The 23,831-nt window shown below is 68.3% G+C and carries 29 protein-coding genes, 1 tRNA gene, 1 pseudogene and 1 riboswitch; of the genes and pseudogenes, 19 read left to right on the forward strand and 12 right to left on the reverse strand.

Annotated elements, in window-relative coordinates; genetic code table 11:
- Positions 1-15: 15 nt before the first annotated feature.
- Entirely contained in the window at positions 16-225 is a 210-nt protein-coding gene (locus AB0N61_RS01110) for an XRE family transcriptional regulator (protein ID WP_363361144.1), read from the reverse strand.
- A 94-nt stretch (positions 226-319) separates the two neighbouring features.
- Here AB0N61_RS01110 and AB0N61_RS01115 point away from each other — a divergent pair, with 94 nt between their 5' ends.
- Genes AB0N61_RS01115 through AB0N61_RS01125 form a run of 3 tightly spaced genes read left to right on the forward strand, consistent with a single transcriptional unit; the run spans position 320 to position 1,797 of the window.
- On the forward strand, positions 320-697 hold the full coding sequence (locus AB0N61_RS01115) for a helix-turn-helix domain-containing protein (RefSeq protein ID WP_363361145.1): 378 nt from the start codon (positions 320-322) through the stop codon (positions 695-697).
- Positions 698-718: 21 nt separating this feature from the next.
- The gene (locus AB0N61_RS01120) at positions 719-1,159 is read left to right on the forward strand and encodes an ImmA/IrrE family metallo-endopeptidase (protein WP_363361147.1); all 441 of its coding nucleotides are present in this window, start codon (positions 719-721) and stop codon (positions 1,157-1,159) included.
- 35 nt (positions 1,160-1,194) lie between these two features.
- Positions 1,195-1,797, forward strand: a complete 603-nt coding sequence (locus AB0N61_RS01125) for a GNAT family protein (protein ID WP_363361148.1) — start codon at positions 1,195-1,197, stop codon at positions 1,795-1,797.
- On the opposite strand, the gene AB0N61_RS01130 is transcribed toward AB0N61_RS01125, so the two are convergent.
- Positions 1,798-2,001 carry a hypothetical protein gene (locus AB0N61_RS01130; RefSeq protein WP_185274902.1) on the reverse strand — a complete coding sequence of 68 codons (204 nt, stop codon included), beginning with the start codon at positions 1,999-2,001 and terminating at the stop codon, positions 1,798-1,800. It lies immediately after the preceding gene.
- Between the two features lie 105 nt (positions 2,002-2,106).
- Here AB0N61_RS01130 and AB0N61_RS01135 point away from each other — a divergent pair, with 105 nt between their 5' ends.
- On the forward strand, positions 2,107-2,718 hold the full coding sequence (locus AB0N61_RS01135; RefSeq protein ID WP_363361151.1) for an NAD(P)H-dependent oxidoreductase: 612 nt from the start codon (positions 2,107-2,109) through the stop codon (positions 2,716-2,718).
- 1 nt (position 2,719) lies between these two features.
- Here the strand turns inward: AB0N61_RS01135 and AB0N61_RS01140 are convergent, their stop codons facing one another.
- Positions 2,720-3,055 (reverse strand): hypothetical protein, encoded by a 336-nt coding sequence (locus AB0N61_RS01140; protein ID WP_167947880.1) that lies wholly within the window; start codon positions 3,053-3,055, stop codon positions 2,720-2,722.
- 97 nt (positions 3,056-3,152) lie between these two features.
- On the opposite strand from AB0N61_RS01140, the pseudogene pgi reads away from it, so the two are divergent.
- Positions 3,153-4,831: pseudogene (gene pgi / locus AB0N61_RS01145) on the forward strand (glucose-6-phosphate isomerase).
- A 62-nt stretch (positions 4,832-4,893) separates the two neighbouring features.
- On the opposite strand, the gene AB0N61_RS01150 reads toward pgi, so the two are convergent.
- The 4 genes from AB0N61_RS01150 to galU all read right to left on the reverse strand — a co-directional run bounded on the left by AB0N61_RS01150 (position 4,894) and on the right by galU (position 7,498).
- Positions 4,894-4,966 (reverse strand) — tRNA-Ala (locus AB0N61_RS01150).
- Positions 4,967-5,015: 49 nt separating this feature from the next.
- Positions 5,016-5,873 (reverse strand): hypothetical protein, encoded by an 858-nt coding sequence (locus AB0N61_RS01155; RefSeq protein WP_363361153.1) that lies wholly within the window; start codon positions 5,871-5,873, stop codon positions 5,016-5,018.
- 82 nt (positions 5,874-5,955) lie between these two features.
- Positions 5,956-6,567 carry a GNAT family protein gene (locus AB0N61_RS01160; RefSeq protein WP_167947883.1) on the reverse strand — a complete coding sequence of 204 codons (612 nt, stop codon included), beginning with the start codon at positions 6,565-6,567 and terminating at the stop codon, positions 5,956-5,958.
- 43 nt (positions 6,568-6,610) lie between these two features.
- Positions 6,611-7,498, reverse strand: coding sequence for a UTP--glucose-1-phosphate uridylyltransferase GalU (gene galU / locus AB0N61_RS01165; RefSeq protein ID WP_167947884.1), 888 nt, complete (start codon positions 7,496-7,498; stop codon positions 6,611-6,613).
- Positions 7,499-7,538: 40 nt separating this feature from the next.
- Here galU and AB0N61_RS01170 point away from each other — a divergent pair, with 40 nt between their 5' ends.
- From AB0N61_RS01170 to mscL, 3 genes are read left to right on the forward strand one after another with little or no spacing between them, the layout of a single operon-like run.
- Positions 7,539-8,135, forward strand: coding sequence for a 5-formyltetrahydrofolate cyclo-ligase (locus tag AB0N61_RS01170; protein ID WP_363361155.1), 597 nt, complete (start codon positions 7,539-7,541; stop codon positions 8,133-8,135).
- 15 nt (positions 8,136-8,150) lie between these two features.
- Entirely contained in the window at positions 8,151-8,426 is a 276-nt protein-coding gene (locus AB0N61_RS01175; protein WP_167947886.1) for an FmdB family zinc ribbon protein, read from the forward strand.
- Between the two features lie 24 nt (positions 8,427-8,450).
- The gene (gene mscL / locus AB0N61_RS01180; RefSeq protein ID WP_363361156.1) at positions 8,451-8,876 is read left to right on the forward strand and encodes a large conductance mechanosensitive channel protein MscL; all 426 of its coding nucleotides are present in this window, start codon (positions 8,451-8,453) and stop codon (positions 8,874-8,876) included.
- Positions 8,877-8,962: 86 nt separating this feature from the next.
- On the opposite strand, the gene AB0N61_RS01185 is transcribed toward mscL, so the two are convergent.
- Together AB0N61_RS01185 and AB0N61_RS01190 are read right to left on the reverse strand one after the other, a co-directional pair.
- Complete coding sequence (locus AB0N61_RS01185) at positions 8,963-9,157, reverse strand: hypothetical protein (RefSeq protein ID WP_167947888.1); 195 nt, start codon at positions 9,155-9,157, stop codon at positions 8,963-8,965.
- The gene (locus tag AB0N61_RS01190) at positions 9,150-12,818 is read right to left on the reverse strand and encodes an AAA family ATPase (RefSeq protein ID WP_363362029.1); all 3,669 of its coding nucleotides are present in this window, start codon (positions 12,816-12,818) and stop codon (positions 9,150-9,152) included. The genes AB0N61_RS01185 and AB0N61_RS01190 overlap by 8 nt, the downstream gene beginning before the upstream one ends.
- 240 nt (positions 12,819-13,058) lie before the next feature.
- On the opposite strand from AB0N61_RS01190, the gene AB0N61_RS01195 reads away from it, so the two are divergent.
- Positions 13,059-13,574, forward strand: a complete 516-nt coding sequence (locus AB0N61_RS01195) for a methylated-DNA--[protein]-cysteine S-methyltransferase (RefSeq protein ID WP_363361158.1) — start codon at positions 13,059-13,061, stop codon at positions 13,572-13,574.
- Between the two features lie 62 nt (positions 13,575-13,636).
- On the opposite strand, the gene AB0N61_RS01200 is transcribed toward AB0N61_RS01195, so the two are convergent.
- Complete coding sequence (locus tag AB0N61_RS01200; RefSeq protein WP_363361160.1) at positions 13,637-15,274, reverse strand: cation acetate symporter; 1,638 nt, start codon at positions 15,272-15,274, stop codon at positions 13,637-13,639.
- Positions 15,271-15,618, reverse strand: a complete 348-nt coding sequence (locus tag AB0N61_RS01205; RefSeq protein WP_363361163.1) for a DUF485 domain-containing protein — start codon at positions 15,616-15,618, stop codon at positions 15,271-15,273. The genes AB0N61_RS01200 and AB0N61_RS01205 overlap by 4 nt, the downstream gene beginning before the upstream one ends.
- Positions 15,619-15,727: 109 nt before the next feature.
- Here AB0N61_RS01205 and AB0N61_RS01210 point away from each other — a divergent pair, with 109 nt between their 5' ends.
- The 3 genes from AB0N61_RS01210 to AB0N61_RS01220 all read left to right on the forward strand — a co-directional run bounded on the left by AB0N61_RS01210 (position 15,728) and on the right by AB0N61_RS01220 (position 17,412).
- Positions 15,728-16,585, forward strand: coding sequence for a LuxR C-terminal-related transcriptional regulator (locus AB0N61_RS01210; protein WP_363361164.1), 858 nt, complete (start codon positions 15,728-15,730; stop codon positions 16,583-16,585).
- A gap of 39 nt (positions 16,586-16,624) precedes the next feature.
- Positions 16,625-16,692, forward strand: a riboswitch (guanidine-III (ykkC-III) riboswitch).
- Between the two features lie 10 nt (positions 16,693-16,702).
- Entirely contained in the window at positions 16,703-17,029 is a 327-nt protein-coding gene (locus tag AB0N61_RS01215) for a multidrug efflux SMR transporter (protein ID WP_363361166.1), read from the forward strand.
- 38 nt (positions 17,030-17,067) lie between these two features.
- Positions 17,068-17,412 (forward strand): Lsr2 family protein, encoded by a 345-nt coding sequence (locus AB0N61_RS01220; RefSeq protein ID WP_167947895.1) that lies wholly within the window; start codon positions 17,068-17,070, stop codon positions 17,410-17,412.
- Position 17,413: 1 nt separating this feature from the next.
- Here AB0N61_RS01220 and AB0N61_RS01225 read toward each other — a convergent pair whose 3' ends face one another.
- Positions 17,414-17,989 (reverse strand): MarR family transcriptional regulator, encoded by a 576-nt coding sequence (locus AB0N61_RS01225; protein ID WP_363362030.1) that lies wholly within the window; start codon positions 17,987-17,989, stop codon positions 17,414-17,416.
- A 145-nt stretch (positions 17,990-18,134) separates the two neighbouring features.
- Here AB0N61_RS01225 and idi point away from each other — a divergent pair, with 145 nt between their 5' ends.
- The 7 genes from idi to AB0N61_RS01260 are packed head-to-tail and all read left to right on the forward strand — an operon-like array spanning position 18,135 to position 23,816.
- Positions 18,135-18,656, forward strand: coding sequence for an isopentenyl-diphosphate Delta-isomerase (gene idi / locus AB0N61_RS01230; protein WP_363361168.1), 522 nt, complete (start codon positions 18,135-18,137; stop codon positions 18,654-18,656).
- A 2-nt stretch (positions 18,657-18,658) separates the two neighbouring features.
- Entirely contained in the window at positions 18,659-19,750 is a 1,092-nt protein-coding gene (locus AB0N61_RS01235; RefSeq protein WP_363361169.1) for a polyprenyl synthetase family protein, read from the forward strand.
- On the forward strand, positions 19,747-20,652 hold the full coding sequence (locus AB0N61_RS01240; protein WP_363361170.1) for a squalene/phytoene synthase family protein: 906 nt from the start codon (positions 19,747-19,749) through the stop codon (positions 20,650-20,652). Before AB0N61_RS01235 ends, AB0N61_RS01240 begins: the two co-directional genes overlap by 4 nt.
- A complete protein-coding gene (gene crtI / locus AB0N61_RS01245) occupies positions 20,649-22,250 on the forward strand; it encodes a phytoene desaturase family protein (RefSeq protein WP_363361172.1) in 1,602 nt (533 codons plus the stop codon). The genes AB0N61_RS01240 and crtI overlap by 4 nt, the downstream gene beginning before the upstream one ends.
- Positions 22,250-22,591, forward strand: coding sequence for a lycopene cyclase domain-containing protein (locus AB0N61_RS01250; protein ID WP_363361174.1), 342 nt, complete (start codon positions 22,250-22,252; stop codon positions 22,589-22,591). The genes crtI and AB0N61_RS01250 overlap by 1 nt, the downstream gene beginning before the upstream one ends.
- Positions 22,588-22,932, forward strand: coding sequence for a lycopene cyclase domain-containing protein (locus tag AB0N61_RS01255; RefSeq protein ID WP_363361175.1), 345 nt, complete (start codon positions 22,588-22,590; stop codon positions 22,930-22,932). The genes AB0N61_RS01250 and AB0N61_RS01255 overlap by 4 nt, the downstream gene beginning before the upstream one ends.
- Positions 22,929-23,816 (forward strand): prenyltransferase, encoded by an 888-nt coding sequence (locus tag AB0N61_RS01260; protein WP_363361176.1) that lies wholly within the window; start codon positions 22,929-22,931, stop codon positions 23,814-23,816. Before AB0N61_RS01255 ends, AB0N61_RS01260 begins: the two co-directional genes overlap by 4 nt.
- Positions 23,817-23,831: the final 15 nt, after the last annotated feature.

A 23,831-nucleotide genomic window follows, 5' to 3' on the forward strand; every position in this document is an offset into this window, starting at 1 on the left:
CCCACGCTAGTGCGGTCAGGGCGTCAAGCGTGCGACCGAGATGCCGAGAGCCTGTGCGATGTCGCCCAGATCGGCGACGGTGAAGTCGGACTCCCCCGCGAGCTTGCTGCGCAGGGCAGCGCCCGCGATCCCCGTCCGATCGGAGAGCCACGACGCGTCGCGTCCCCCGCGGCGCAGTTCCTCGGCGACGGCTTCCGCCACCGCATGTCGCACATCTGTCGTCATTCAAAGACAGTATCGCCGCATACGTGGCCCGACAAGAGTTCCGCGCACCAGTATGACGGCATCCTGGCTTCATGCCGGTGCTATCGTGACTCACGTGAAGACACCGGGCGAGCAGTTCAATGCGGCGGTCGGCCGCCAGCTCCGCGCCGAGATCGCCGCCGCCGGCAGCAGCATCGCCGCGATGGCGCGCGAGGTCGGCATCGCTAGGAGCGCTCTCGACAACTACGTGACCGGCAAGCGCTCGATCCCGGTTCCCATCCTGTACGCGGTCAGCGCGTCCCTCGAGATCGCACCGCACGTGGTGATCACCCGCGCCGAGGAGCGCCTTCGTTCCGAGGAGTCTCGCGGCGGGGCCACGATCACCGCGCTGCACCCGCGCACCGATGTCCGTGGTCGACGCCAGGATGAATCCGAAGTCGCTTTCGAGTCTCCGCTCGCACACGCCGACGACACCGACGATCTCTACGACTGACGACCACCGGCGAGGAGGATCATGGACGCCCTCCTGCGCCTGCTCGAAGAGAGCGGGCTGCACCTCGTCGAGCGCCGCGGTCGGCGCCCCGGCGGCTACGAACCGCACACGGCGACCATCCGCGTCACCCCCGGGCTCAGCGTGAGGACCACGTCCAGCGTGATCGCGCACGAGCTGGGACACGCGATGCTCGGGCACACGCCCACGACCGATCCGTCGATCCGGGCACGACAGGAACGCCGTGCCGACGAGTGGGCCGCCCGGCTGCTGATCGACGCAGACGCATACGCCGAGGCCGAGAGAGCACGAGGCGCCCATGCCCCCAGCCTCGCCTACGATCTGGGGGTGACGGTCGAGATCGTCACCGCCTACCAGCGGCTGCTGCGTCGCGTCGGCGACACCACCTATGTCGGCCCGAGGATGGGCCGGGGCCAGTGGGAGCATCGCACCCAGCTCGTGTGACTCGGGCTCGAGCCAGACGCTGATTGAATGTCTGCATGAGCTTCCGCACCACTCCGTCGCCGATCACCCTCAGCGGACGCCTCGTCGAGCTCCGCCCGCTGGAGACCTCGCATCATGACGGGCTCCTGGACGCTCTGCTCGAGGGCGATCTCTGGAAGCAGGCCTGGTACACCTCGGTGCCCTCCCCCGACGGGCTCGCCGCCGAGATCGACCGTCGCATCGGCCTCGTCGAGAGCGGGGGGATGATCCCGTTCACCGCGTTCGACGCCTCGGGCCGGATCCTGGGCCTGACGTCCTACTACGATCTGGAGGCCGACGTTCCCCGACTGCACATCGGCTACACCTGGAACCGTCCGTCGGCGCACGGCACCGGCACGAATGCGGAGTCGAAGCTGCTGCTGCTCCGGCACGCCTTCGAAGACCTCGGAGTCTTCCGGGTGGGCCTGACCACCCAGTGGGTCAACTTCCAGTCACGAGCGGCGATCGAGCGCCTCGGGGCGAAGCAGGACGGAGTCATGCGTGCGATGAGCCGGTACCGCAACGGCGCACTGCGCGACAGCGTCGAGTTCTCGATCATCGAGCCGGAGTGGCCCGCGGTGGAGGCCAACCTCGAGGCGAGACTGGCCAGACGAGCCTGACTACTCGGTGGCGTTGCCCGACCAGTTGTCCTTGCGGCGGGTGGCGGAGCCCTGTGCACGCATCACGAACGCGAGCGACAGGCTCACGATGAGCAGGCCGGCGACGAAGACGATCGCCTGGAAGTCCTCGAGCGACTGCGCGAGCCCCATGAGCCAGATGCCTCCGAGGAAGAGGATCATGAAGAAGATGAAGCTGAGGATCACGGGATCTCCTGTCGTAGCGGCCGTCCTCAAGGATACCGCCTAGCGCACACGCCTCAGCGACGGAACCCCCTGGGCGACCCGCCCCGTCGGTGGTTTCGTACAGGGATGAGCACACGACTGACTGCCCTCGCCATCTCCTGCACACTCAAGCCCTCTCCCTCGGAATCGAGCAGCGATCTGCTCGGGTCGCAGATCCTGACCGCCCTCGCGGAGCACGGAGTCGACGGGCAGCTCGTGCGCGCCGTCGATCACTCGATCAGCCCGGGCGTCGAGACCGACATGGGTGACGGCGATGAATGGCCGACCCTCCGCGAGCAGGTGCTCGCGGCCGACATCCTCGTTTTCCTGACCCCCACCTGGATGGGTCAGCATTCGAGTGTCGCGCAGCGGGTTCTCGAACGCCTCGACGCCGAGCTGAGCGAGACCGACGAGGCAGGTCGACCGATCCTGTTCGACAAGGTCGCGATCGCCGGAATCGTCGGCAACGAAGACGGAGCCCACCACATCGCCGCGATCCTGTTCCAGTCGCTGAACGACGTGGGGTATTCCATCCCTGCGCAGTCGTCGATCTACTGGAACGGCGAGGCGATGCAGACCGTCGACTACAAGGATCTCTCCGCGACACCCGAGAAGGTCGCTCAGGCCACCGCGACCGCCGTGCGCAATGCCGTGCACCTGGCTCGCGGCCTCCAGGCGGACGGCTACCCCGCCGAGTAGCTCAGGACCGGGGCGGCGTGCTCGGACTGACAGGCTTCGGCTGCACGTAGTCGTCGATCACGAGCTCGCCCGACGCATTGAGGGCGCGCATCATCTCTTCGATGCGCGCCTTCTCGATGGTGTGCGGATCGGGGGAGGTGAAGAGGAACTGCAGCGGGATGGCCGGGTGCATCCAGACGGTGAGCCGACCGGGATCGCCGCCCTCGCGAGGATGCCACGTCATCATGAAGCTCTCCTGGCGACGGAGCTTCGTGCCGACGATGACCTTCAGGTGTGCGAGCGTCTCGTCGTCGATGACGATCGGCTCCGAAGTACCGTCATATCGCAGTCTTCCCATGAAGGAAACCGTACCGCGACACGCGCGCGATCGTGTACTCGCGGGCGCCGGACGTCATCACGGCGCACCGCGCCGCGTACGGCAGTACCGTGGATCCATGACCGCTCCCGTTGATCCGACACTCACTCCCGCCTGGTCCGAGCTCGCCGCGCTGCGCGAGTCGATCACCCCCGATCTGCGCGGCTGGTTCGCCGCCGACGCCGACCGCGCGGAGCGATTCTCGTTCTCCCTCGCCGACCTCCACGTGGATCTGTCGAAGAACCTCGTCACCGGCGACGTTCTCGCAGCGCTTCTGCGCTCGCCGAGCAGACGGGCGTCGCCGAGCGATACGCCGCGATGCTCGACGGAGCGCACCTCAACACCTCCGAGGACCGCGCTGTGCTGCACACGGCGCTGCGCCGACCGGCGGGGTCCTCCCCCGCGCTCGTCGTCGACGGACAGGACGTGGATGCCGACGTGCAGTCCGTGCTCGACGCGCTGAGCGCATTCGCCGACCGAGTCCGCTCCGGTGAGTGGCTCGGCATCACCGGAAAGCGCGTCACCCACGTCGTCAACATCGGCATCGGAGGCTCCGACCTCGGACCGGTCATGGTCTACGAGGCGCTCAAGCCCTACGCGGATGCCGGGATCGAGGCCCGGTTCGTGTCGAACATCGATCCGACCGACCTCGCGCAGAAGACCGCGGACCTGGATCCCGAGACCACGCTCTTCATCGTGGCGTCCAAGACCTTCACCACCCTCGAGACGCTCACCAACGCCCGTCTGGCGCGCGATTGGCTCTGGGACGGCCTCCAGGGCTCTGGGGCCATCTCCGACGACGAGGACGCCCGCACCGGCGCCGTCGCGCACCATTTCGTGGCGGTGTCGACCGCGCTCGACAAGGTCGCCGCATTCGGGATCGATCCGGCGAACGCCTTCGGATTCTGGGATTGGGTCGGGGGCCGTTACTCAGTCGACTCGGCGATCGGCCTGTCGCTCGCGATCGCTCTCGGGCCCGACGCTTTCCGCGACCTCCTGTCCGGCTTCCACGCGGTCGACGAGCATGTGCGCACCACACCGCTCGATCGCAACGTCCCCGTGCTGATGGGTCTGCTCAACGTCTGGTACGTCAACTTCCACGGCGCGCAGTCGCATGCGGTCCTCCCCTACGCGCAGCAGCTGAGCCGGTTCCCGGCCTACCTGCAGCAGCTGACGATGGAATCCAACGGCAAGTCGGTCCGCTGGGACGGCACCCCCGTCACCACCGACACCGGTGAGGTCTTCTGGGGAGAACCGGGAACCAACGGCCAGCACGCGTTCTACCAGCTCATCCATCAGGGCACCCGGCTGATCCCGGCCGACTTCATCGCGTTCGTGAACCCGGCATACCCGCTGACCGACGGAGGGCAGGACGTCCACGAGCTGTTCCTGGCCAACTTCCTCGCCCAGACCAAGGCCCTGGCGTTCGGCAAGACGGCCGCCGAGGTCGAGGCCGAGGGAACCACCGGAGCACTCGTCGCCGCGCGCACGTTCGCCGGCAATCGCCCGACGACCTCGATCTTCGCCCCGGCTCTCACCCCGCAGGTGCTCGGTCAGCTGATCGCGCTGTACGAGCACATCACGTTCACCCAGGGCACGATCTGGGGCATCAACTCCTTCGACCAGTGGGGCGTCGAGCTCGGCAAGCAGCTCGCGATGCAGATCGCACCGGCCATCGGCGGCGACCAGTCGGCCATCGACGCGCAGGACGCCTCGACGAAGGCGCTGCTCGCGTACTACCGCACGAACCGGAAGTAGGCCGCGCAGGGCGGCAGACAGCGAAAGACCCCCGAGCGATGCTCGGGGGTCTTTCTTGTCTGTGGACCTAAGGGGATTCGAACCCCTGACCTCCTCGATGCGAACGAGGCGCGCTACCAACTGCGCCATAGGCCCTGACGTCTTCTACGCTATCACGCCCGACGGCCCTCTCGCGCCGCGCGGATCAGCCGGCCGCGCGCTTCGCGAGCAGGTCGCGGACATGCGCCTCGATCTCGGCGTCGTCGACGTAGCCCATCGTCGCGAACGGAGATGCTGCTGCCTGCGCGGCCACCGGAATCCGCACGGGCGCGGCGGGGGCCATGCGTTCCGCGCGCTCACGGAGCTCCGCGAGACGCGCCGCAGCGCGGCGCTTCTCCTGCGCGTCCAGCTCCGCCCGTGCCACCTGCGCACGAGATCCTGCGACCGACACGAGCGGCTCGGGCAGCCGACGCGGTGTCCATGTCGCCGGTCCCTGGTCGTGCAGTTCGGGCTCGACGCGCTGCACGGGCTGTTCGACGATGCGCACCGAACGCCGGGCAGCCCGAGCGGCGACAGCCGCCATCCGCTGCAGAGCGAAGCCTGCGACGACGATGACCGCGCCACCGACCCACAGCAGCAGCTGCGCCTGAACGGCGATCAGCTGCCACACGCCGATCCCGGTGATGACGAGACCGACGAGAAGAGTCGACGTGGCGACGACGCGCACCCGGCGACGAGCCCGCGCCTGCCGGATGACGGGATCAGCCCTCGTGGCCGCGAGCTCTTCGCGGAGCTTCATGAGCTCAGCGGCTTCCTTCTCGGACTGCAGACGCTTCGCGAGCTTCTGCTGCGCGAGAGCAGTCCGTGCGTTGAGTTCGAGCCGCACTTCGCTGGGAGTCTCGCTGGTCTCGGCCAAGACCCGAAGGGCCTGGTTCAGCCTGACGGCGTTGCGCTCTGCGGCGTCGTACTGAAAACGTCCGCGCCACGACGGCAGCAGGTAGAGCATCCACAGGAGCGCAGCGACGAGGACTATCACTCCCCCACTCAGCACCGGCCCGTCCATGTCGACAACGGTACGGGAACATCGATGGTCACGACGCTCAGTCAGAGCGTGTGTCGCGACGAGTTCTGACGTGAGCGGCGTGTCAGAGGGCGAAACGGTCCGACGGAGGGATCGTAGCGGCGTCCGGCGGAACCTCGCCGTTGAGCCACCGCGCGAGCACTCCCTGCGGCACGTCCTCGCGCGTAAGGGCGAACGCGTAGTGATCCCGCCAGTCGCCGTCGATGTGGATGTATCGGCGCCTCAGCCCCTCGTAGCGGAAGCCGAGCTTCTGCACGACCCTCAGGCTCGCGACGTTCTCGGGCCGGATGCAGATCTCCATACGGTGCAGGGCGTACTCGGTGAAGCAGGCGTCGGTCGCGAGCGCGACGGCGGTGGGCGTGATGCCCTTGCCCGCGAAGCGCTCGCTCACCCAGTAGCCGATGGTCGCCGAGCACAGCGACCCCCGGGAGACCCCCCACACGTTGAGCTGTCCGGCGATCTCGCCCTCGTACTCCATGACGAAGGGGTAGCCCGCGCCGTCGCGGTACTGCTGCAGCAGACGGCGGATGCTGAGTCGCATGTCGAACGAGACGGAGCCGTAGGGGACGGTGGCCTCCCAGGGCTGCAGCCAGGAGCGGTTGCTCAACAGCTCGTGCTGCAGAGCCCTCGCGTCTCGGGAGCGCACGAGGCGCAGCTCGATGGGACCGTGTCGCATCCCCGTCGCCTGATCCATCCGCGCGCTCCCGCCGCGTCGACGCCTAGAGGCGTTCCGCGAACTCCTTGAGCCACGGCCGCAGCTCGGGGCCGAGGTCGTCGCGGTCGGAGGCGAGCTGGACGATCGCCTTGATGTAGTCGACGCGATCACCGGTGTCATACCGGCGTCCACGGAAGATCACGCCCACCACTCCGGGGCCGTCCGCGCTGGTCGCCAGCTCCTGCAGCGCGTCGGTCAGCTGGATCTCGCCGCCCTTGCCCGGTTCGGTGCGCTCGAGCACCTCGAAGATCGAGGCGGGCAGGACGTAGCGGCCGATGATCGCCAGGTTCGACGGCGCGTCCTCGGGCGCGGGCTTCTCGACGAGGTCGGTCACGCGCACGGCATCCGATCCCTCGATGTCCTCGACGGCGGCGGCGCCGTACATGTGGATGCTCGCGGGGTCGACCTCCATGAGCGCGATGACAGCGGCGCCGCTGCGCTCGTGCTCGGCGATCATCGCGGTCAGCAGCTGGTCGCGCTCGTCGATGAGGTCGTCGCCGAGGAGCACCGCGAAGGAGCTGTCGCCGACGTGCGTACGCGAACGCAGCACCGCGTGGCCGAGACCCTTGGGCTCACCCTGACGGACGAAGTGGATGTCGGCGAGGTCACTCGAGTGGATGACCCGCTCGAGACGACCGGTGTCGCCCTTCTCCATCAGCTTCACCTCGAGCTCGGGGACCGAGTCGAAGTGGTTGGAGATGGCGTTCTTGTTGCGACCGATGATGACGAGGATGTCGTCGATCCCGGCACTCGCGGCCTCTTCGACGACGTACTGGATCGCCGGCTTGTCGACGACCGGCAGCATCTCCTTCGGCATCGCCTTCGTCGCCGGCAGGAAACGCGTTCCCAGACCGGCGGCGGGAATGACAGCCTTCATCTTCCGTATACCCATCCACCCAGCCTAGTGGGGATGCCGCCGTAGACTCGGAGCCATGTCCCACGACGTCGAGCATGAGAAGCGCGCACTTCGCGCAGAGCTCCGCGAACGCCGCCAGCTGCTGAGCGACTCGCAGCGGGAGGCCGCGGCATCCGCCATCACGCAGCGCCTCGATGAGCTGGTCGACGTGCTCGGAGCGCGGTCGATCTCCTGCTTCCTCTCCACCACGACCGAACCGGGCACGAGGGAGTTCGTCACCGGCGCGGTGCGCCGCGGCATCCGGGTGCTGCTTCCCGTGACGCGTGCCGACGGCCTTCTGGACTGGGCGGTGGCCACCGACGACGACGACGTCGCGGAGGGCCTCTTCGGTCTCCCCGAGCCGACCGGTGAGGTGCTCGGCCCGATCGCCGTCAACGACGTCGACCTGATGGTGATCCCCGCGGCGGCCGTCGACCGCACGGGGATGCGCATGGGCTGGGGCCGCGGGTACTTCGACAAGACCATCGGATCGATGGAGAAGTGCCCTCCCGTCTACGCCGTCATCTATGATTCCGAGGTACTCGACGTCCTGCCGAGGGAGGTTCACGATCAGCCGGTCACCGGCATCGTGACTCCCACGCAGACCCTCCACCTGTCGCCCACGCGACGCTGACCCGCGAGGATCGCAATGCCCACCTATGCCTATGCCTGCCGTGCGTGCGGCCACGCCTTCGACGCCGTGCAGAGCTTCTCCGACGACGCCCTCACGGTCTGCCCCGAATGCGGCGGCGAGCTGCGCAAGCAGTACGGATCGATCGGCGTGACCTTCAACGGATCCGGCTTCTATCGCACCGACTCGCGCGGGGGCTCCGGCACTTCCGCCTCGACCCCGGCATCATCGAAGGCGGAGCCGGCCAAGAGCACCACCCCGGCACCCGCGTCGACCAGCGCCGCGTCTTCCTGACCCATCGACTCTTCGGAGGCATCCATGCTCAAAGGCTTCAAGGACTTCATCCTCCGCGGCAACGTGATCGACCTCGCGGTCGCGGTCGTCATCGGCACCGCGTTCACCGCGATCGTCACCGCTGTGGTGAACAGCATCATCACGCCGCTCGTCTCGCTGTTCTTCAAGGCCGACGCGGCAGGCAACTTCGGACCGCAGGTGCCCAGCATCTACGGCGAGCTGGTGACGTTCCCGATCGGCGACCTCATCTCGGCGATCATCAGCTTCCTGTCGGTGGCCGTGGTCGTGTACTTCGTCTTCGTCCTGCCGATGAACACGTTCAAGGCGCACGTCGAGGCACGCAAGGGCACCGCGGCCGAGCAGCCCGAGGAGGAGCCGGCCGCAGCGACCGAGGCCGAGCTGCTCGTCGAGATCCGCGATCTGCTCGCGAAGAACGGCACGCGCAGCTGACGCGACGTCTTCTCGCAGCGAAGCGCACGGTCCGGTTCGGGCCGTGCGCTTCGTCGTCTCCCCCGTGCGTTCCCGCGTACCGGTGCTCAGTAGTGCGGAGGCACGTCCTGTATCAACCGGTCGTCGTTGGGGCCTTTCGGGCCCTTCGAGCGCTGGGGCTCTCGCACGACCCGCTCCGGGTCGGTGTCGGTGCCCGGCACCGGAGTCAGACGGGCGCGGCGCGATCCCGCGACCCGCTCGACCTTCTGTCGCGGAGCGCCGGCGTCCGGCTGATCAGCCATCGTGCGGGTCGATGAGATCGATCGGCTGGGTGTCGTCGTCGGCTCGCGCCGCGGATGCCGAGATGCCCAGGACCCCCGCGATGCGCGTCGCGGCCGTCACGGGGTCGCTGTACAGGTCGAATGCGTGCACCCGCACGTAGTGCCAGCCGAGGCGGCGGAGCACGTTCGGTCGCAGCCGAAGAGCCTCGCGCAGAGACTCTCCGCGCGACTCCGGGTCCGACTCGATGACCACGGCCTTGCCGTTGTGCTGAGCGACGAGCGGCAGCAGACCGCGGTAGTCGACGTCCACGGCCGCACCGAGGCGACGCAGCTCCCGTGCGAGGGCGAGCGTCAGCGGATCGGCGAGATCCTCCAGGCGTGCGTCGCGTCCACGGGTGGCGAGGCCTCCGAGGATGGACATCAGCGTGGCGGCGCCGAATTCGAGACGACCGTCGTCGAACGACGAGGGCCGGATCGACGAGACGATCACCATCGACCGGCGGGCGCGCGTCATCCCGACCGTCAGCAGCCGTTCGCCGTCCGGCGTGGACAGGTCGCCGAAGTCGCTGAGCACTCGGCCGTGCTTGGTCAGCCCGTAGCCGAGCGAGAAGATCACACGGTCGCGACTCTCGGCCACCGACTCCTCGAGAGTGAGCACCGCGAAGGGCTCGGCTGTGTCGCGACCGACGAAGTCGGCGACGTCCGAACGCCCGGCGAATGCCGAGGTGACGGCGGCCCGCACGCGCTCGGCGTGACGCCTGCTCGCGGTGACCACCATGAGCGACTCATCGGGGCGGTGCACGGCGTGCTCCACAACCAGTGTGACGACCCGCGCGACCTCGGCCTCGGGACTCTCCACCGCACCGGACACGGGGTCGGGCGCTCCGGTGCCGCCTTCGACATAGTCGACGGTGAGGCTTCCCCTGCCCAGGTACGAACCCGCCCAGGGCAGCGAGACGATCTCGCCGCCGTAGAACGCGTCGTTGATGAGCTCGGCGAGGTCTTCGCCACCGGCGCGATAGCTGCGGGTGAGGGTCATCACCGGCAGCAGCTCCGAGAGCCGCTCGAACACCGACACCGAGTCGAAGGGCACTTCGTGCTCCCAGTCGGGACCGGGGTCGACGGCGACGTGGAAGGCCGTCGGCAGCTGCGTGACCGGGTCGCCGAAAGCGACGACCTGACGCGCGCGGCGGATCGCGGGGGCTGCCTCGGCGAGGTTGATGGCGGCCGCGTCGACGAGGAGGACAGTGTCGAACTCGACCGAGTCGGGGATCTGCGGCACCAGGTAGGGAGACGAGATCCACACGGGGGCCAGCACGCCGACGAGGGTGGGGGCGGAGCTCACGATCTCGGCGGTCGTCGTCGCCGGTTGCTTGAGGGCACGCCTCAGGTTCTGCGACTCCTGCGGCTCATCGACGATGGCGATCTTCCACTGGTTCGCGAGCTGCCACGCGAGCAGTGGCCCGGCCATCGCGGCGTGCGCCTCGTCCACGAGGCGGAAGTCCCGCTCGAGCCGGTCGACCACCGCGGTGTTCGCCCCGAGAAGAGCCCGGTCCTCCTGCAGTGCCCGCTCGAGCAGCGTCTGCCACCAGGCGAACTCCAGCTCATCGCCTACGCGGGACTCGGAGACATGGCGGACCGACAGCTCTGCGAGCAGCGGCTCGAGACCGAGATCGGCCAGTCGATCGCGCAGCTGCGCCCGCTCGACCAGGTTGTCGAAGACGTCGGACTTCGCGGCGAGCCCCGCGAGGGTGCGCACGAGCCGGGCGACCGGGAGCGTCGAGAGCGGCTCCCTGCGGCCGAGTGCGACGTCGAGCTCGGCGAGCTCGGCCGTGACGCGCTGCCACGACGAGTGGACGTCGGCGAGCCCGAGAGGAACCTCCGGCGCCACGCCGGCCTCCACGAACCGCTGCCACTGCGTGCGCTGCGCCTGGATGCGCAGGAGCGACTCGTGCATCTCGGTGACGTGCACGCCGGGGCGCACGTACTCCTTGGCGAGACGACGCAGCCGGCGCCGGTTCGCTCCGGACATCGCCGGCGCATCGCGGCGGGAGCCGTGGGCCTGGATCAGCTCACCCAGCGGACGCTCGAAGACGGTGGGGCTGAAACGGTCGAGAGAATCGCGGATGCCCTGCAGGAGCCTCAGGTACTCGCCGAGCTCATCGATCGTCGAGAACGGTCGCATGTGCGTCTGGGCGATGAGAGCGTAACCCCGCTCGAGCAGCGCCGGCACGCTGTCGGAGTGCAGTCGGGCTGCCAGCTGATGCGCCGACTTCGCCGCATCCGTGCTCGAGAACGTGACGCCGTACCAGGGCGAGTCGTCCGGTCCGAAGCGGAACTCCCCCAGACGCGCCGCCTGCGCGAGCGCCGCAGCCGCCGAGGATCGATCGTCGGCGAGACGGCGGAGGGTCTCGGCGCTGAGTCGCGCTGAGGTCGACGGCGGTGTGGGCAGGGAGGCGAGCCTCGTGAGGTGGCGGGTGGCGTCGAGCACCGACGAGTTCGTCCCGGCGACCGGAGCGGTGAGCGCGCTGCGGTAGTCCCTGAGCACCGTGCGCAGACGCACCAGCGCGTCGTCGACATCGCTGACCTTCGGAGCGGTGGCCTTCTCGTTCCGGCCGATCGCGCGGACGAGGTCGCGCCGCACGGTCGCAGGCGAGACGGCCAGGCTGTCGAGACCGATGCCGGCGAGGCGGTGTCGCACGCCGTCGAGCGTCGAACGCCGAGCCGAGACGACCAGCACCCTCTTGCCGGCCCGCACGAGTTCGCCCAGCGCGTTGATCACGGTCTGCGTGCCGCCGGTGCCGGGGAGGGTCGCGACGGTGAGCGAGTGGCCGGCCCCGATCCGAGCGAGGAGCGCCTCCTGCTCGGCATCCGCATCGAGCAGCAGGTTGTCGGATGCCGGCGCCCGGTCGTCCGGTCCGGTGTGGTGCGGCGCGGGCCGTCGAGCCGAGACCTGCTCGCGGTCGCCGACGTGGCCGGCCAGGGCGTTGAGCACGATGTGGTCGAGGCCTCCGCCGTCGCGGGACATCGCCCCGCCCACATCTGCGAAGGTCGAGACGACCAACCGCGGCAGCACCGTGAAGGTGTCGATCGACCGAGTCGTGGCTCGGAGGCTGTCGATCACGGGCTGCGGCTTGAAGATCCCCCCGTCGTAGGCGAGGGAGGCGAGTGCCGCGGCGTCGATCGTGATGCCGAAGTGCTCCCGCGCGATGCGCACGAGCTCGGGGTTCACCTCGAATGCGCCCTGCAGCTTGAGTTCGAAGTCGGAGTGGTGCCGACGGATCGCGAGCGGGCGGAGCAGCACGGGCGCCGCGAAGTCGGCGCCGCCGATGCGCCAGCCCGCGACTCCGACCGCGAGGTGCACGGCCTCGATGCCTCGAACCGTGCGCAGCTCGGTGTTCTTGGCCGTGATCCGCTCGGCGGCGAGCCGCGCCGTGCGCAGACCGACCTCGTCGCGGTACAGGTTCGACAGCAGGGTCGACTTGCCCGTGATGAACTGAGGAAGGCTGCCGGGGTGGGCCTTCGAGATGTCGATGCTGGACTCGACCGTGTCGCGGAAGTTCACCAGCGGCGACGAGCCGCCGAGGTCAGCGGCTTCCGCACGCAGCCGCGTGCGCTCGGCCTCTGCCGCATGCGCGATGCCGAGACCGGACACCGACTCGTGCGTGTCGCCGAGGGTCACTGCGGCATCGGTCGCCGCGTCATCCGCAGCCTTGCCTTCACGTCGCCACACACCTCACACACTAAGCGCGCCTCGCCCTGCAGGCGGTATCCCGGGCGGGTTTCACCGTATTTCCGCCCGCTCGACGGCGTTCCGCGGGTTGCCGGACTGCTTCTGCACCCGAGCGCGCAGTCAGCGTGGTCTCCCCCGGTCACGCTCGCGGCGCGGCCCCCACGCCACCGCTGCAGACAGGATGGAGTCATGACCTTCCGCTATGACTTCGCACCGACTCCGTTCGGAGACGCCCTCGCGGTGTTCTCCGATGAGGGTCTCGTCCGATTCGACCTCTCGGAGTCAGATGATCCCTCGGTCCCCTGGCTCCTCGAGGACGTCGCCGCCCAGCTCCAGGCTCTTCCAGCACCCGACCCAGGCGCGGCAGACGAGGTCACCGCGCTCCTCGATGAGTACTTCGACGGCTCACCGGTGCGCTTCCACGATCACATCACCCTCGATTGGCGTCTGATCGGCGGGTTCGCGCGCACGGCGCTGCAGACCATCAGCACAATCGAATGGGGAGAGACGATGAGCTACGGCGAGGTGGCCGTGCTCGCCGGACGCCCCGGAGCAGCACGCGCGGTCGGCACCGCGTGCCGACTCACGCCTTTCTCGATCATCGTCCCCGTCCACCGCGTGGTGCGGTCGGACGGCACGGCGGGACAGTACGGTGCGCATCCCGAGCGCAAGAGGTTCCTTCTCGACCTCGAGTCACACCGCTGACCGCACACGACGGGGACCCCGACGAGTAGGCCGCCGGGGTCCCCGTTCGCGTCGACGCCCGATCAGTGGTCGACGGCTTTCTCCGCCCCGAACCCGGTCAGCGAGCGCACCTCCATCTCGGCTGCCAGGAGCGGGGACTCCGAGGTCCGGCTCGTGACTGTCCCGAGCCAGCCGAGGAAGAAGCCGAGAGGTATCGACACGATGCCCGGGTTGTTCATCGGCCACAGCACGATGTCGATCCCGGGGATCATCGATGTCGGCGACCCGGAGAACACCGGCGACAGGATGATCAGGATGATCGCCGCTGCGAGGCCGCCGTACATGCTCCAGACTGCACCGCGCGTGTTGAAGCGTCGCCAGAACAGCGAGTAGAGGATCGTCGGCAGATTCGCCGAGGCTGCGACCGCGAAGGCGAGCGCCACCAGGAAGGCGATGTTCTGTCCCTGTGCGCCGATGCCGCCGACGATCGCGAGGATGCCGATCACGACCACCGTGCGCCGCGCGACGCGCACCTCCCCGTTGGGGTCGGGCTCCACGGGGCGTCCGGACGAGTCCTTGCGTCCCTTCTGGATCACGTTCGCATAGATGTCGTGAGCGAACGACGCGGCCGCCGTGATCGTGAGTCCGGCCACCACGGCGAGGATGGTCGCGAAGGCGACCGCCGAGATGAAGCCGAGGAGCACCGGGCCTCCGAGGTACAGGGCCAGCAGCGGAGCGGCCGAGTTCGGCCCGCCGGGTGCCGCCGCGATCACATCTGCGCCGACGAGCGCTCCCGCTCCGTAGCCGAGCACCAGCGTCAGCAGGTAGAAGCCGCCGATGAGCCAGATCGCCCACACCACCGAACGACGAGCCTCCTTGGCCGTGGGAACCGTGTAGAAGCGCATCAGCACGTGAGGCAGCCCCGCGGTTCCGAGCACGAGAGCCATGCCGAGAGAGACGAAGTCCCAGGGGTTCGCCCCGTACTGCAGTCCCGGCGCGAGGATCGCGTCGCCCTTGTCGGAGTTCGCGACGGCCGCCTCCAGCAGCGTGTTGAGGCTGAATCCGTTGATCGCCAGCACCCAGATCGTCATCGCGATCGCACCGCCGATGAGCAGGAACGCCTTGACGATCTGCACCCAGGTCGTGCCCTTCATGCCGCCGATGAGCACGTAGACGATCATCAGCACGCCGACCACGGCGATCACGATCGACTGACCGAGGCGGCCGTCGATCCCGAGCAGCAGGGAGACCAGACCGCCGGCGCCCGCCATCTGCGCGAGCAGGTAGAAGAAGCACACCGCGAGCGTCGTGATCGCCGCCGCCATGCGCACGGGCCGCTGCTTGAGGCGGAACGACAGGACGTCCGCCATCGTGAACTTGCCCGTGTTGCGCATCAGCTCAGCGACGAGGAGCAGGGCGACGAGCCACGCGACGAGGAATCCGATCGAATACAGGAAGCCGTCGTAGCCGTTGATGGCGATCGCACCGCAGATCCCCAGGAACGACGCGGCAGACAGGTAGTCGCCGGCGATCGCGAAACCGTTCTGCGGACCAGTGAACGATCGGCCGGCGGCATAGTAATCCGCCGCCGTCTTGTTGTTCCGGCTCGCCCGGATGACGATGAACAGCGTCACCGCGACGAATGCGACGAAGATCGAGATGTTGAGAACAGGATTACTCTCCACCGCGAGCTCCGCGGCGGCGGCGTGGATGCGGTTCATGCGTCAGCCTGCGCCTTCTCGAGTTCTTCACGGATCTCGGTGGCTATCGGATCGAGTCTGCGATTCGCGAATGCGACGTAGCCCATCGTGATCGCGAAGGTGGTGACGAATTGCCCCAGCCCCATGAGCAGTCCGACGGTGATATCGCCCCACACCCTCTGCGACATGAAATCGGTCGCGAACGCGGCGAGCAGGACATAGACGAAATACCAGATGAGGAAGAACGCCGCGAGCGGGAAGATGAACGATCGCTGCGTCTTCTTCAGCTCGCGGAATCGTGGTGATTCCTCGACAGCGATGTAATCGATCGCTCCCGGCGAATCTGCCGTCGAATGGTCGGTCATGGGGCCTCCTTGCCTCATGTGCTGCGGCTCGCGCTGGACTGCCAGGCGAATGATAGGGTCGACGCTACGAAACGGGGAACAGCGCCGTCACCCCCGAAAGTAGGTAGTCGTGAACACCTCCACCGAGATGGAATCAGAGACCGAGCTCGTCGCCAGAGCAGTGCGCGAGCTCGCGCAGCGCACCCGGTTTCCCGTCGCCTTCGGAGGTCTGATCGACGAGGGCGTGGTCAGCGTGACGAGCATCGTCGGCAACCGCACGCACAGTCTCGACGGACTGCGGGTCAGACCCGAGCGCGGCCTCGGCGGACGGGCGATGATGGAGCTGCGTCCTCGCATGACCAGCGACTACGGGTCATCGCAGCAGATCACGCACGACTACGACGTGTTCGTGCTCGGCGAGGGTCTCAGGACGCTGCTGGCTCTGCCGATCGTGGTGAGCGGTCGTCCCCGCGGGGTCCTCTACGCGGGAGCCTGGGACAGGACGCCGGTGGGCGGCGTGACGACGGCCCCGGCGATGCAGGTCGCGCAGTCGGTCGCTGAGGAGCTCCGCGTCCGCGACGAGGTGGAGCGGCGTCTTCGTTCCGTGACGCCGGCATCCGCATCCGTCGCGCCGCGGCATCGCGAAGAGCTGCGCGAGAGCTTCGCCGAGCTCCGCAGTATCGCGGCGTCCGTCGACGACACCGACCTGCGCGCGCGCATCGCACAGGTCGAGCAGCGCCTCGTGACACTCGCGGAGGGCTCGGTCTCCACCGCCACAGGGCCGATCCCGACCGTTCATCTCTCCCGTCGCGAGACCGATGTGCTCGCCTGCGCCGCCCTCGGGGCGACGAATGCCGAGATCGGGGGCCAGCTGGGCCTTCGCGAGGGCACCGTCAAGGCATATCTCGGCACGGCGATGTCGAAGCTCGACGCGTCGACGCGCCACGCCGCCGTGGCCAAGGCCCGGCGAGCCGGCCTGCTTCCCTGACCTGCACAGGCCCTGCCCAGCGCCGAGGGCTATCGTGGATGCTGGTCGGCGCACCCCGGCCCCGGACGAGGCAGACCAGTACCCGGTGAGCGAAAAGACTGGTCCGAAAGGACCATCATGTCGTGGATCGTGCTCATCGTCTCCGGAGTCCTGGAAGCAGTATGGGCCACTGCCCTCGGCAAATCAGAGGGATTCACCAAGCTGTGGCCGAGTGTGATCTTCGCCGGGGGATTGATTCTCTCGATGCTCGGACTCGCATTCGCGATGCGCGATATCGCCACCGGCACCGCCTATGCGGTGTGGGTCGGGATCGGCGCGACGCTCACCGTCGTGTGGGCGATGGTCACCGGCGACAGTGACATCTCCTGGCCGCGGATTCTGCTGCTCCTCGGTCTCGTCGGCTGCATCGTCGGCCTGAAATTGATCGACCCCGGTCACGAATAAACTCTCATCACGCGTTTATCAGGGGTACTGTCATTCCCATGGCAAGAAGAATTGTGCACCAGCTGGTCGACGACATCGACGGAAGCATCCTGGAAGTGGGCGAAGGCGAGACCGTTCATTTCTCGCTGAATGGCACTTCCTATGAGATCGACCTGAATTCCGCGCACGCAGAAGAGCTGCGCGCGGCTCTGGAGCCGTACATCTCCGCGGGGCGACGCGCCGGCTCCGGGGCGTCGTCGCGGTCGGCCGCGCCGCGCAAGCGCCCCGGGCGCAACCCCGAGGTCGCGGCGATCAGGGCGTGGGCGAATGACAACGGCTACACGCTGTCCGAGCGCGGGCGCATTCCCGCACCCGTGGTCGAGGCGTACAACGCCGCACACTGACTCACTCTGAGGTCGCGACTCCGGGTTGAGCCCACGGCTCATCCCGGAGCGTGATCTCCTGGGCCATGTCAGACAGGAACCGGATGACGACGTCGCGCTCGTCCGGAGTGAGTCGCGCCGCCGAGTAGAAGCGCTTGGCCTGCTGGCGGCCCACCGTCTCCATGGCCGCCTGCCGCGTCTCCGGGGTGATGGTGATCGCAAGAGCCCGCCGGTCGGTCGGATGCGGCGCCCGCCTGATGTGCCCACCCTTCTCGAGGCGGTCGAGCAGCTTCGTCGTCGACGCCGACGATATGCCCAGGTGCGTCGCTATCCCGCCGGGAGTGGCCGTCGCGCCGCGATTGGCGCAGACGATCAGGTAGTGCAGCGCGCGCATGTCCGTGTCATTCAGGCGCATGTAGCGCCGTGAGGCGAGCGACAGCTTCTGCTCCGCGTCTCGAAGCTCCCCCAGCGCGCCCATGACGAGCGCGATCTGGCGCAGGTCCTCAGGGTCGACCCCGGACCGGTCGATCAGAGTGCTCCGCGGATCGGCGGACTCCACGTCGTAGATCGCCGCGTGCGCGAGGCCGTCCGGCGACATCGCCTCCTTGCGGGGCAGCACATCGGACGCACCGCTTCCGCGGGGGGTGGCGTCGGGTCCGTCCTGCATGCCATCATGCTACACACGATTGTTTCGTGTTATGTTGATTATTAGCTAAGCTAGCGAAAATCGAGGAGGTTCCCCGTTGGATGAGGTCACCCTCCTCTCTGCAGACGGCGTCGCGATCGGAGCGTTCGCCAAGGATGCGGTGCACACCACCGATACTCCGCTCCATCTGGCTTTTTCCTGTCACGTCTTCGATCGGGACGGCCGCCTCCTCGTGACTCGACGAGCTCTGACGAAGCGCACGTGGCCGGGGGTCTGGACCAACAGCTTCTGCGGCCACCCGCGTCCGGGAGAGGACATGACCGACGCCGTCCACCGCCGCGCGCAGGACGAGCTCGGCCTCAGCCTCACCGATGTCTCCCTCGTGCTGCCCGACTACCGCTACCGAGCGGTCGATGCCAGCGGGATCGTCGAGAACGAGATCTGCCCCGTCCACATCGCGATCGCAGACGGGCCCCTCTCCCCCGACCCCGACGAGGTCGCCGAGTGGGCATGGGTCGACCCCGCGGAGTTCGCCGACTCCGTCATCGGCGCTCCCTTCGCCTTCAGCCCGTGGCTCGTGGAGCAGATCCCCCAGCTGCGCGACCTCGGGGTGGTGTGACCATGACCACGACGGTGACGCAGGCTGCGCCGCGCGAGGACATGAGCACCCGTGTCGAGGAGGTGCTCCGCGAGCGCTTCGACCGTCACTGCGAGAACGCCGAGGTGTACGGACCTGAGTTCGCCGCACTCTGGCGCGCGACGGCCGACCATGCCCTCGGCGGCAAGCTCGTGCGCCCGCGGCTGCTGCTCGACATCCACCGCGCGCTCGTCCCGACCGCGGACGAGGCCGCGACGATCGGGGCCGTCGACGTCGCAACCCATATCGAGCTGCTGCACTATGCCTTCCTCCTTCACGACGACGTCATCGACGGAGACCTGACCCGGCGCAAGCGCCCCAACCTGATCGGCCAGCTCGCGGCCGGCGCACCCGCCGCCTCCGAAGAGGATTCGCTGCACTGGGCGAGATCCAGCGCGATCCTGATGGGCGACCTGATGCTCTCGGCGGCGATCATGGGCTTCGCACGTGCGGACGTCCCGGTGCACACACGTGCGCGTCTGCTCGACCTGGTCGAGCAGACCATCCTCGAGACAGTGGCCGGCGAACACACCGACGTCGCACTGAGCCACGGGATCATCGCATCGGACGTCGACACCGTGCTGTCCATGAGCGTCTACAAGACGGCCACCTACTCCTTCTCGCTCCCGCTGCGAGCCGCGGCGCTTCTCGCCGACTCCTCGGCCTCGGCAGACGAGACGCTGCAGGCAGTCGGACGTCACCTCGGCCTCGCCTACCAGCTGCAGGACGACCTGCTCTGCGTCTTCGGCGACCACCGCACACACGGAAAGGACGCCTTCTCCGATCTGAGAGAGGGCAAGGAGACGGCCATCATCGCCTTCGCCCGGACGACGAACGCCTGGCGTGGCATCGAACCGAGGTTCGGTGCGGCGGATCTCAGCCTGCAGGACGCCACCGCGATGCGCGATCTGCTGCGCGAGTGCGGAGCCGAGCGATTCGTCGTGGGCCTCGTCGGCGACCAGCTCGACGCGGTGTACGCCCTGCTGTCCGCGGCTGAGCTCGCCGGCGAGATCAGCTCGGAGGCCGCCCGATCGATCCTCGTCTCCGCCTCGCGCCTCGAAGGACGCCAGGCATGACAGGCGACGCTCGCGACTCGTCGGGTGCGAGTCTGGGGCGATTCAACCGCGCCGCCGACACGGCATCCACCGAGGTCATCCGCACCTACTCGACATCGTTCGGACTCGCGACGCGCCTGCTCGGCGAAAGACATCGTCAGCACGTGCGCAACATCTACGCGATGGTGCGCATCGCCGACGAGATCGTCGACGGCGTCGCGGCGCAGGCGGGACTCGACGGCTCCGCCCAGACCGGCGCACTCGCGTCGTACGTCGCCGAGACGCACCGCGCGATGCGCGTGGGATACAGTACGGACCTCGTGCTGCACGCCTTCGCACGCACGGCGAGGGAGTGCGGCATCGGGGAGGACCTCACGCAGCCGTTCTTCGACTCGATGGCCGCGGACATCGCCGCCGACGCGAGCTTCACCGCCTACGACGCGGCCGCGCATGAGCGCTACGTGTACGGCTCCGCCGAGGTGGTCGGGCTGATGTGCCTGCGCGTCTTCCTGCGGGATGAGCAGCGCACCGCGGCAGAGCACGAGGCCCTGACCCACGGGGCACGACAGCTCGGTGCGGCGTTCCAGAACGTGAACTTCCTGCGCGACCTCGCAGACGACACCGACCGGCTGCAGCGCAGCTACCTCGGCGACGACGGACGTCTCACCGACGAAGACCGAGATGAATGGGTGCACACCATCACGACACAGCTCGACGATGCAGCGCGCTCGATACCGCTGCTGCCCAAGGACTCTCGCGCGGCCGTCCGCAGCGCGCATGCACTGTTCGCCGCTCTGACGCGTCGGGTCGCGAGGACTCCCGCCGCGAGTCTCTATGAGCGTCGGGTGCGCGTACCCGATCCGCTCAAGGCGATGCTGGCCGCCCGGTCGGTGCTCGTGACGGCCATGGAGCGTAACCGATGAGCCGGGTCGCGGTGATCGGCGCGGGTGTCGCGGGTCTCGCCGTCGCCGGGCTGCTGGCACGCGACGGTCACGACGTGACCGTCTTCGAGAAGAACAGCCGTGTCGGCGGGCGTGCAGGAACCGTCGAGCGCGACGGCTTCCGATTCGACTCGGGGCCCTCGTGGTATCTCATGCCCGAGGTGTTCGACCACTTCTTCGAGATGATGGGCACCTCGACCCGGGAGCAGCTGGATCTGACGCTCCTCGACCCGGGGTACCGCGTCTTCCAGGAGCCCCTCCCGGACGGCCGCTCGGCACCGTCCATCACGGTTCCCAGCGGGCGCGCCGCGGTGTCGCGCCTGTTCGAGTCTCGCGAGCCCGGATCAGCCCAGGCCCTGGACGCGTACCTCGACTCGGCACACGACGCCCGCGTGATGGCCGAACGCTACTTCCTCTACAACCCGTTCACGCGGCTGCGCACGCTGATGACGCCCGAGGTGCTGCGCGCTCTTCCCCGCCTCTTCAGCCTCCTGGGCACACGGCTGCAGTCGTTCGCCGCGCGGCGATTCCGCGATCCGGTGATCCGGCAGCTGCTCGGGTATCCCGCTGTGTTCCTCGGCACCGACCCCCGCACCGCCCCCGCCATGTACCACCTCATGAGCGCTCTCGACCTCGACGAGGGCGTCAGCTATCCGCAAGGCGGATTCTGGCGCGTCGTCGAGCGCATCGCGGAGCTCACCGAAGCGGCGGGCGCAGAGATCGTCCTGGACGCCGACGTCACGGCGATCAGCACCGGCATCCGATCGGGAGATGCGGCGGTGACGGGCATCGAATGGCGCGACCGCGACGGAATCGTTCACCGGGCCGAGGCCGACATCGTCGTGTCCGGCGCCGATCTCCACCACACCGAGACGGCACTGCTTCCGCCCCACCTGCGCACCTACCCGGATTCGTGGTGGCAGCAGCGCACGAGCGGCCCCGGTGCCGTGCTCGTGATGCTGGGCATCCGCGGGTCCCTCCCCGAGCTGCCGCACCACTCCCTGTTCTTCACCGAGGACTGGGATGCCAACTTCGACGCCATCTTCGGTGATTCGCCCGAGATCCCCTCCCCCGCGTCGATCTACGTCTGCCGCCCCAGCGCGACCGACGACACCGTGGCCCCCGAGGGCCACGAGAACCTGTTCGTGCTCGTGCCGATCCCCGCCGACACGGCGCTGGGCGCCGGCGGCTCAGACGGCACAGGGTCTGCGGCGATCGAGAAGGCCGCGGATGCGGCGATCGATCAGATCGCGAGCTGGGCCGGAATCGACGACCTGCGCGAGCGCATCGTCGTGCGCGAGACCAAGGGGCCCGCGGACTTCGCGGACGATTACAACTCGTGGCGCGGAGGGATGCTGGGGCCGGCGCACATCCTGTCGCAGAGCGCGATGTTCCGCGCTCAGAACGAGTCGCGCCGGGTGTCGGGCCTCTACTACGCCGGCGCGACGACCGCGCCCGGGGTGGGCGTGCCGATGTGCCTCATCAGTGCAGAGATCGTTCTCAAGCGGATCCGCGGCGACCACTCCAGCGGCCCTCTCCACGTCGCGACGTCCGTCGTGTCCGCCCGCGGAGAATCCTGATGGGCTTCGTTTACCTGGCGCTCCTGATCGCCACCCTCGGCTGCATGCTGCTGCTCGACTGGCGATATCAGCTGTTCTTCTGGCGCGACGCCGTGAGCGCCGCGATCGTGACGGCGGTCGGGCTCGCATTCTTCCTCGCATGGGACGTCGCCGGCATCGTCGGAGGCATCTTCTTCCGCGGCGAGGCGGCGGTTGCGACGGGGATCGTCCTCGCACCCGAGCTGCCCATCGAGGAGCCGGTCTTCCTGCTCTTCCTGGTCGTGTGCACCATGGTCGTCTACACCGGTGCCGTGCGGATCCTCGCCAGACTGCGTCGCGGCGCCGAGGGGGTCGCGTCATGACCTACGTCGTGCTCTCCGCATGGTTCGTCGGCGTCGCCGTCGTCGCCGCCATCGCTCTCTCCCTCCTCGCGGGTCGGAGGCGAGCTCATCTCGGCGCGATCGCTGCGACCATCGGCATGCTGTTCGTGCTGACCGCGGTGTTCGACACCGTGATGATCGCGACCGGTCTGTTCCACTACTCTCCCGACCATCTCCTCGGGGTCCACATCGGCCTCGCACCGCTCGAGGACTTCGCCTATCCGCTCGCAGGCGCAGTTCTGCTCCCGACGCTGTGGGCGGCGCTGCGTGCGCGTCGAGGCTCTCGCGCCGCCGTCCGAGCAGAGGAAGAGGACGCCTCGTGAGCTCCTCGACCCGCGGATCCCTCGGCCGCGACGTCATGCAGATCGTCCTGTCGTCTCGTCCGATCAGCTGGATCAACACGGCGTTCCCGTTCGCCGCCGCCTACCTTCTCAGCGCCCGCGAGATCGACCTCACGCTGATCATCGGCACCCTGTACTTCCTGGTGCCGTACAACCTGGCGATGTACGGCATCAACGACGTGTTCGACTACGCGTCCGATCTCGCGAATCCGCGCAAGGGCGGGATCGAGGGCGCGCTGCTCTCCCCCCGCATCCACCGCGCCACCCTCTGGGCCGCGGTCGTGACGAACGTCCCGTTCCTCGTCTATCTCGTGGCGGTCGGGAACCCCGCATCCTGGCTCTGGCTCGCCGTCAGCGTGTTCGCCGTGATCGCGTACTCCGCGCCGAGACTGCGGTTCAAAGAGCGACCGTTCCTCGACTCGACGACGTCGAGCCTGCATTTCGTGACTCCCGCCGTCGTCGGACTGACCCTGGCGGAGGGTGCCGTCACCTCCACGGCGGTCATCGTGCTGCTCGCGTTCTTCCTCTGGGGCATGGCCGCTCATGCCTTCGGCGCGGTGCAGGACATCGCCCCCGACCGCGAAGCGGGCATCGGCTCGATCGCCACCGTGATCGGAGCTCGGGCGACGGTGCGACTGTCGATCGTGCTGTGGACGCTGGCCGGCATCGCGATGCTGTTCACCTCGTGGCCCGCGCCCCTCGGCGCGGCCCTGGCGCTGCCGTACATCATCAACGCCGCCCCCTGGTGGAACGTCACCGACGAGACCTCCGCCGGAACCAACCGGGCCTGGCGGCGCTTCATCTTCCTCAACTACTTCGCCGGATTCCTCGCGACGATGATCCTCATCCTCGCCTGGGTCTCCTGACGCGCCCTGACCCCT

Source organism: Microbacterium sp. NPDC089320, from assembly GCF_040684875.1.
Taxonomy (GTDB): domain Bacteria; phylum Actinomycetota; class Actinomycetes; order Actinomycetales; family Microbacteriaceae; genus Microbacterium.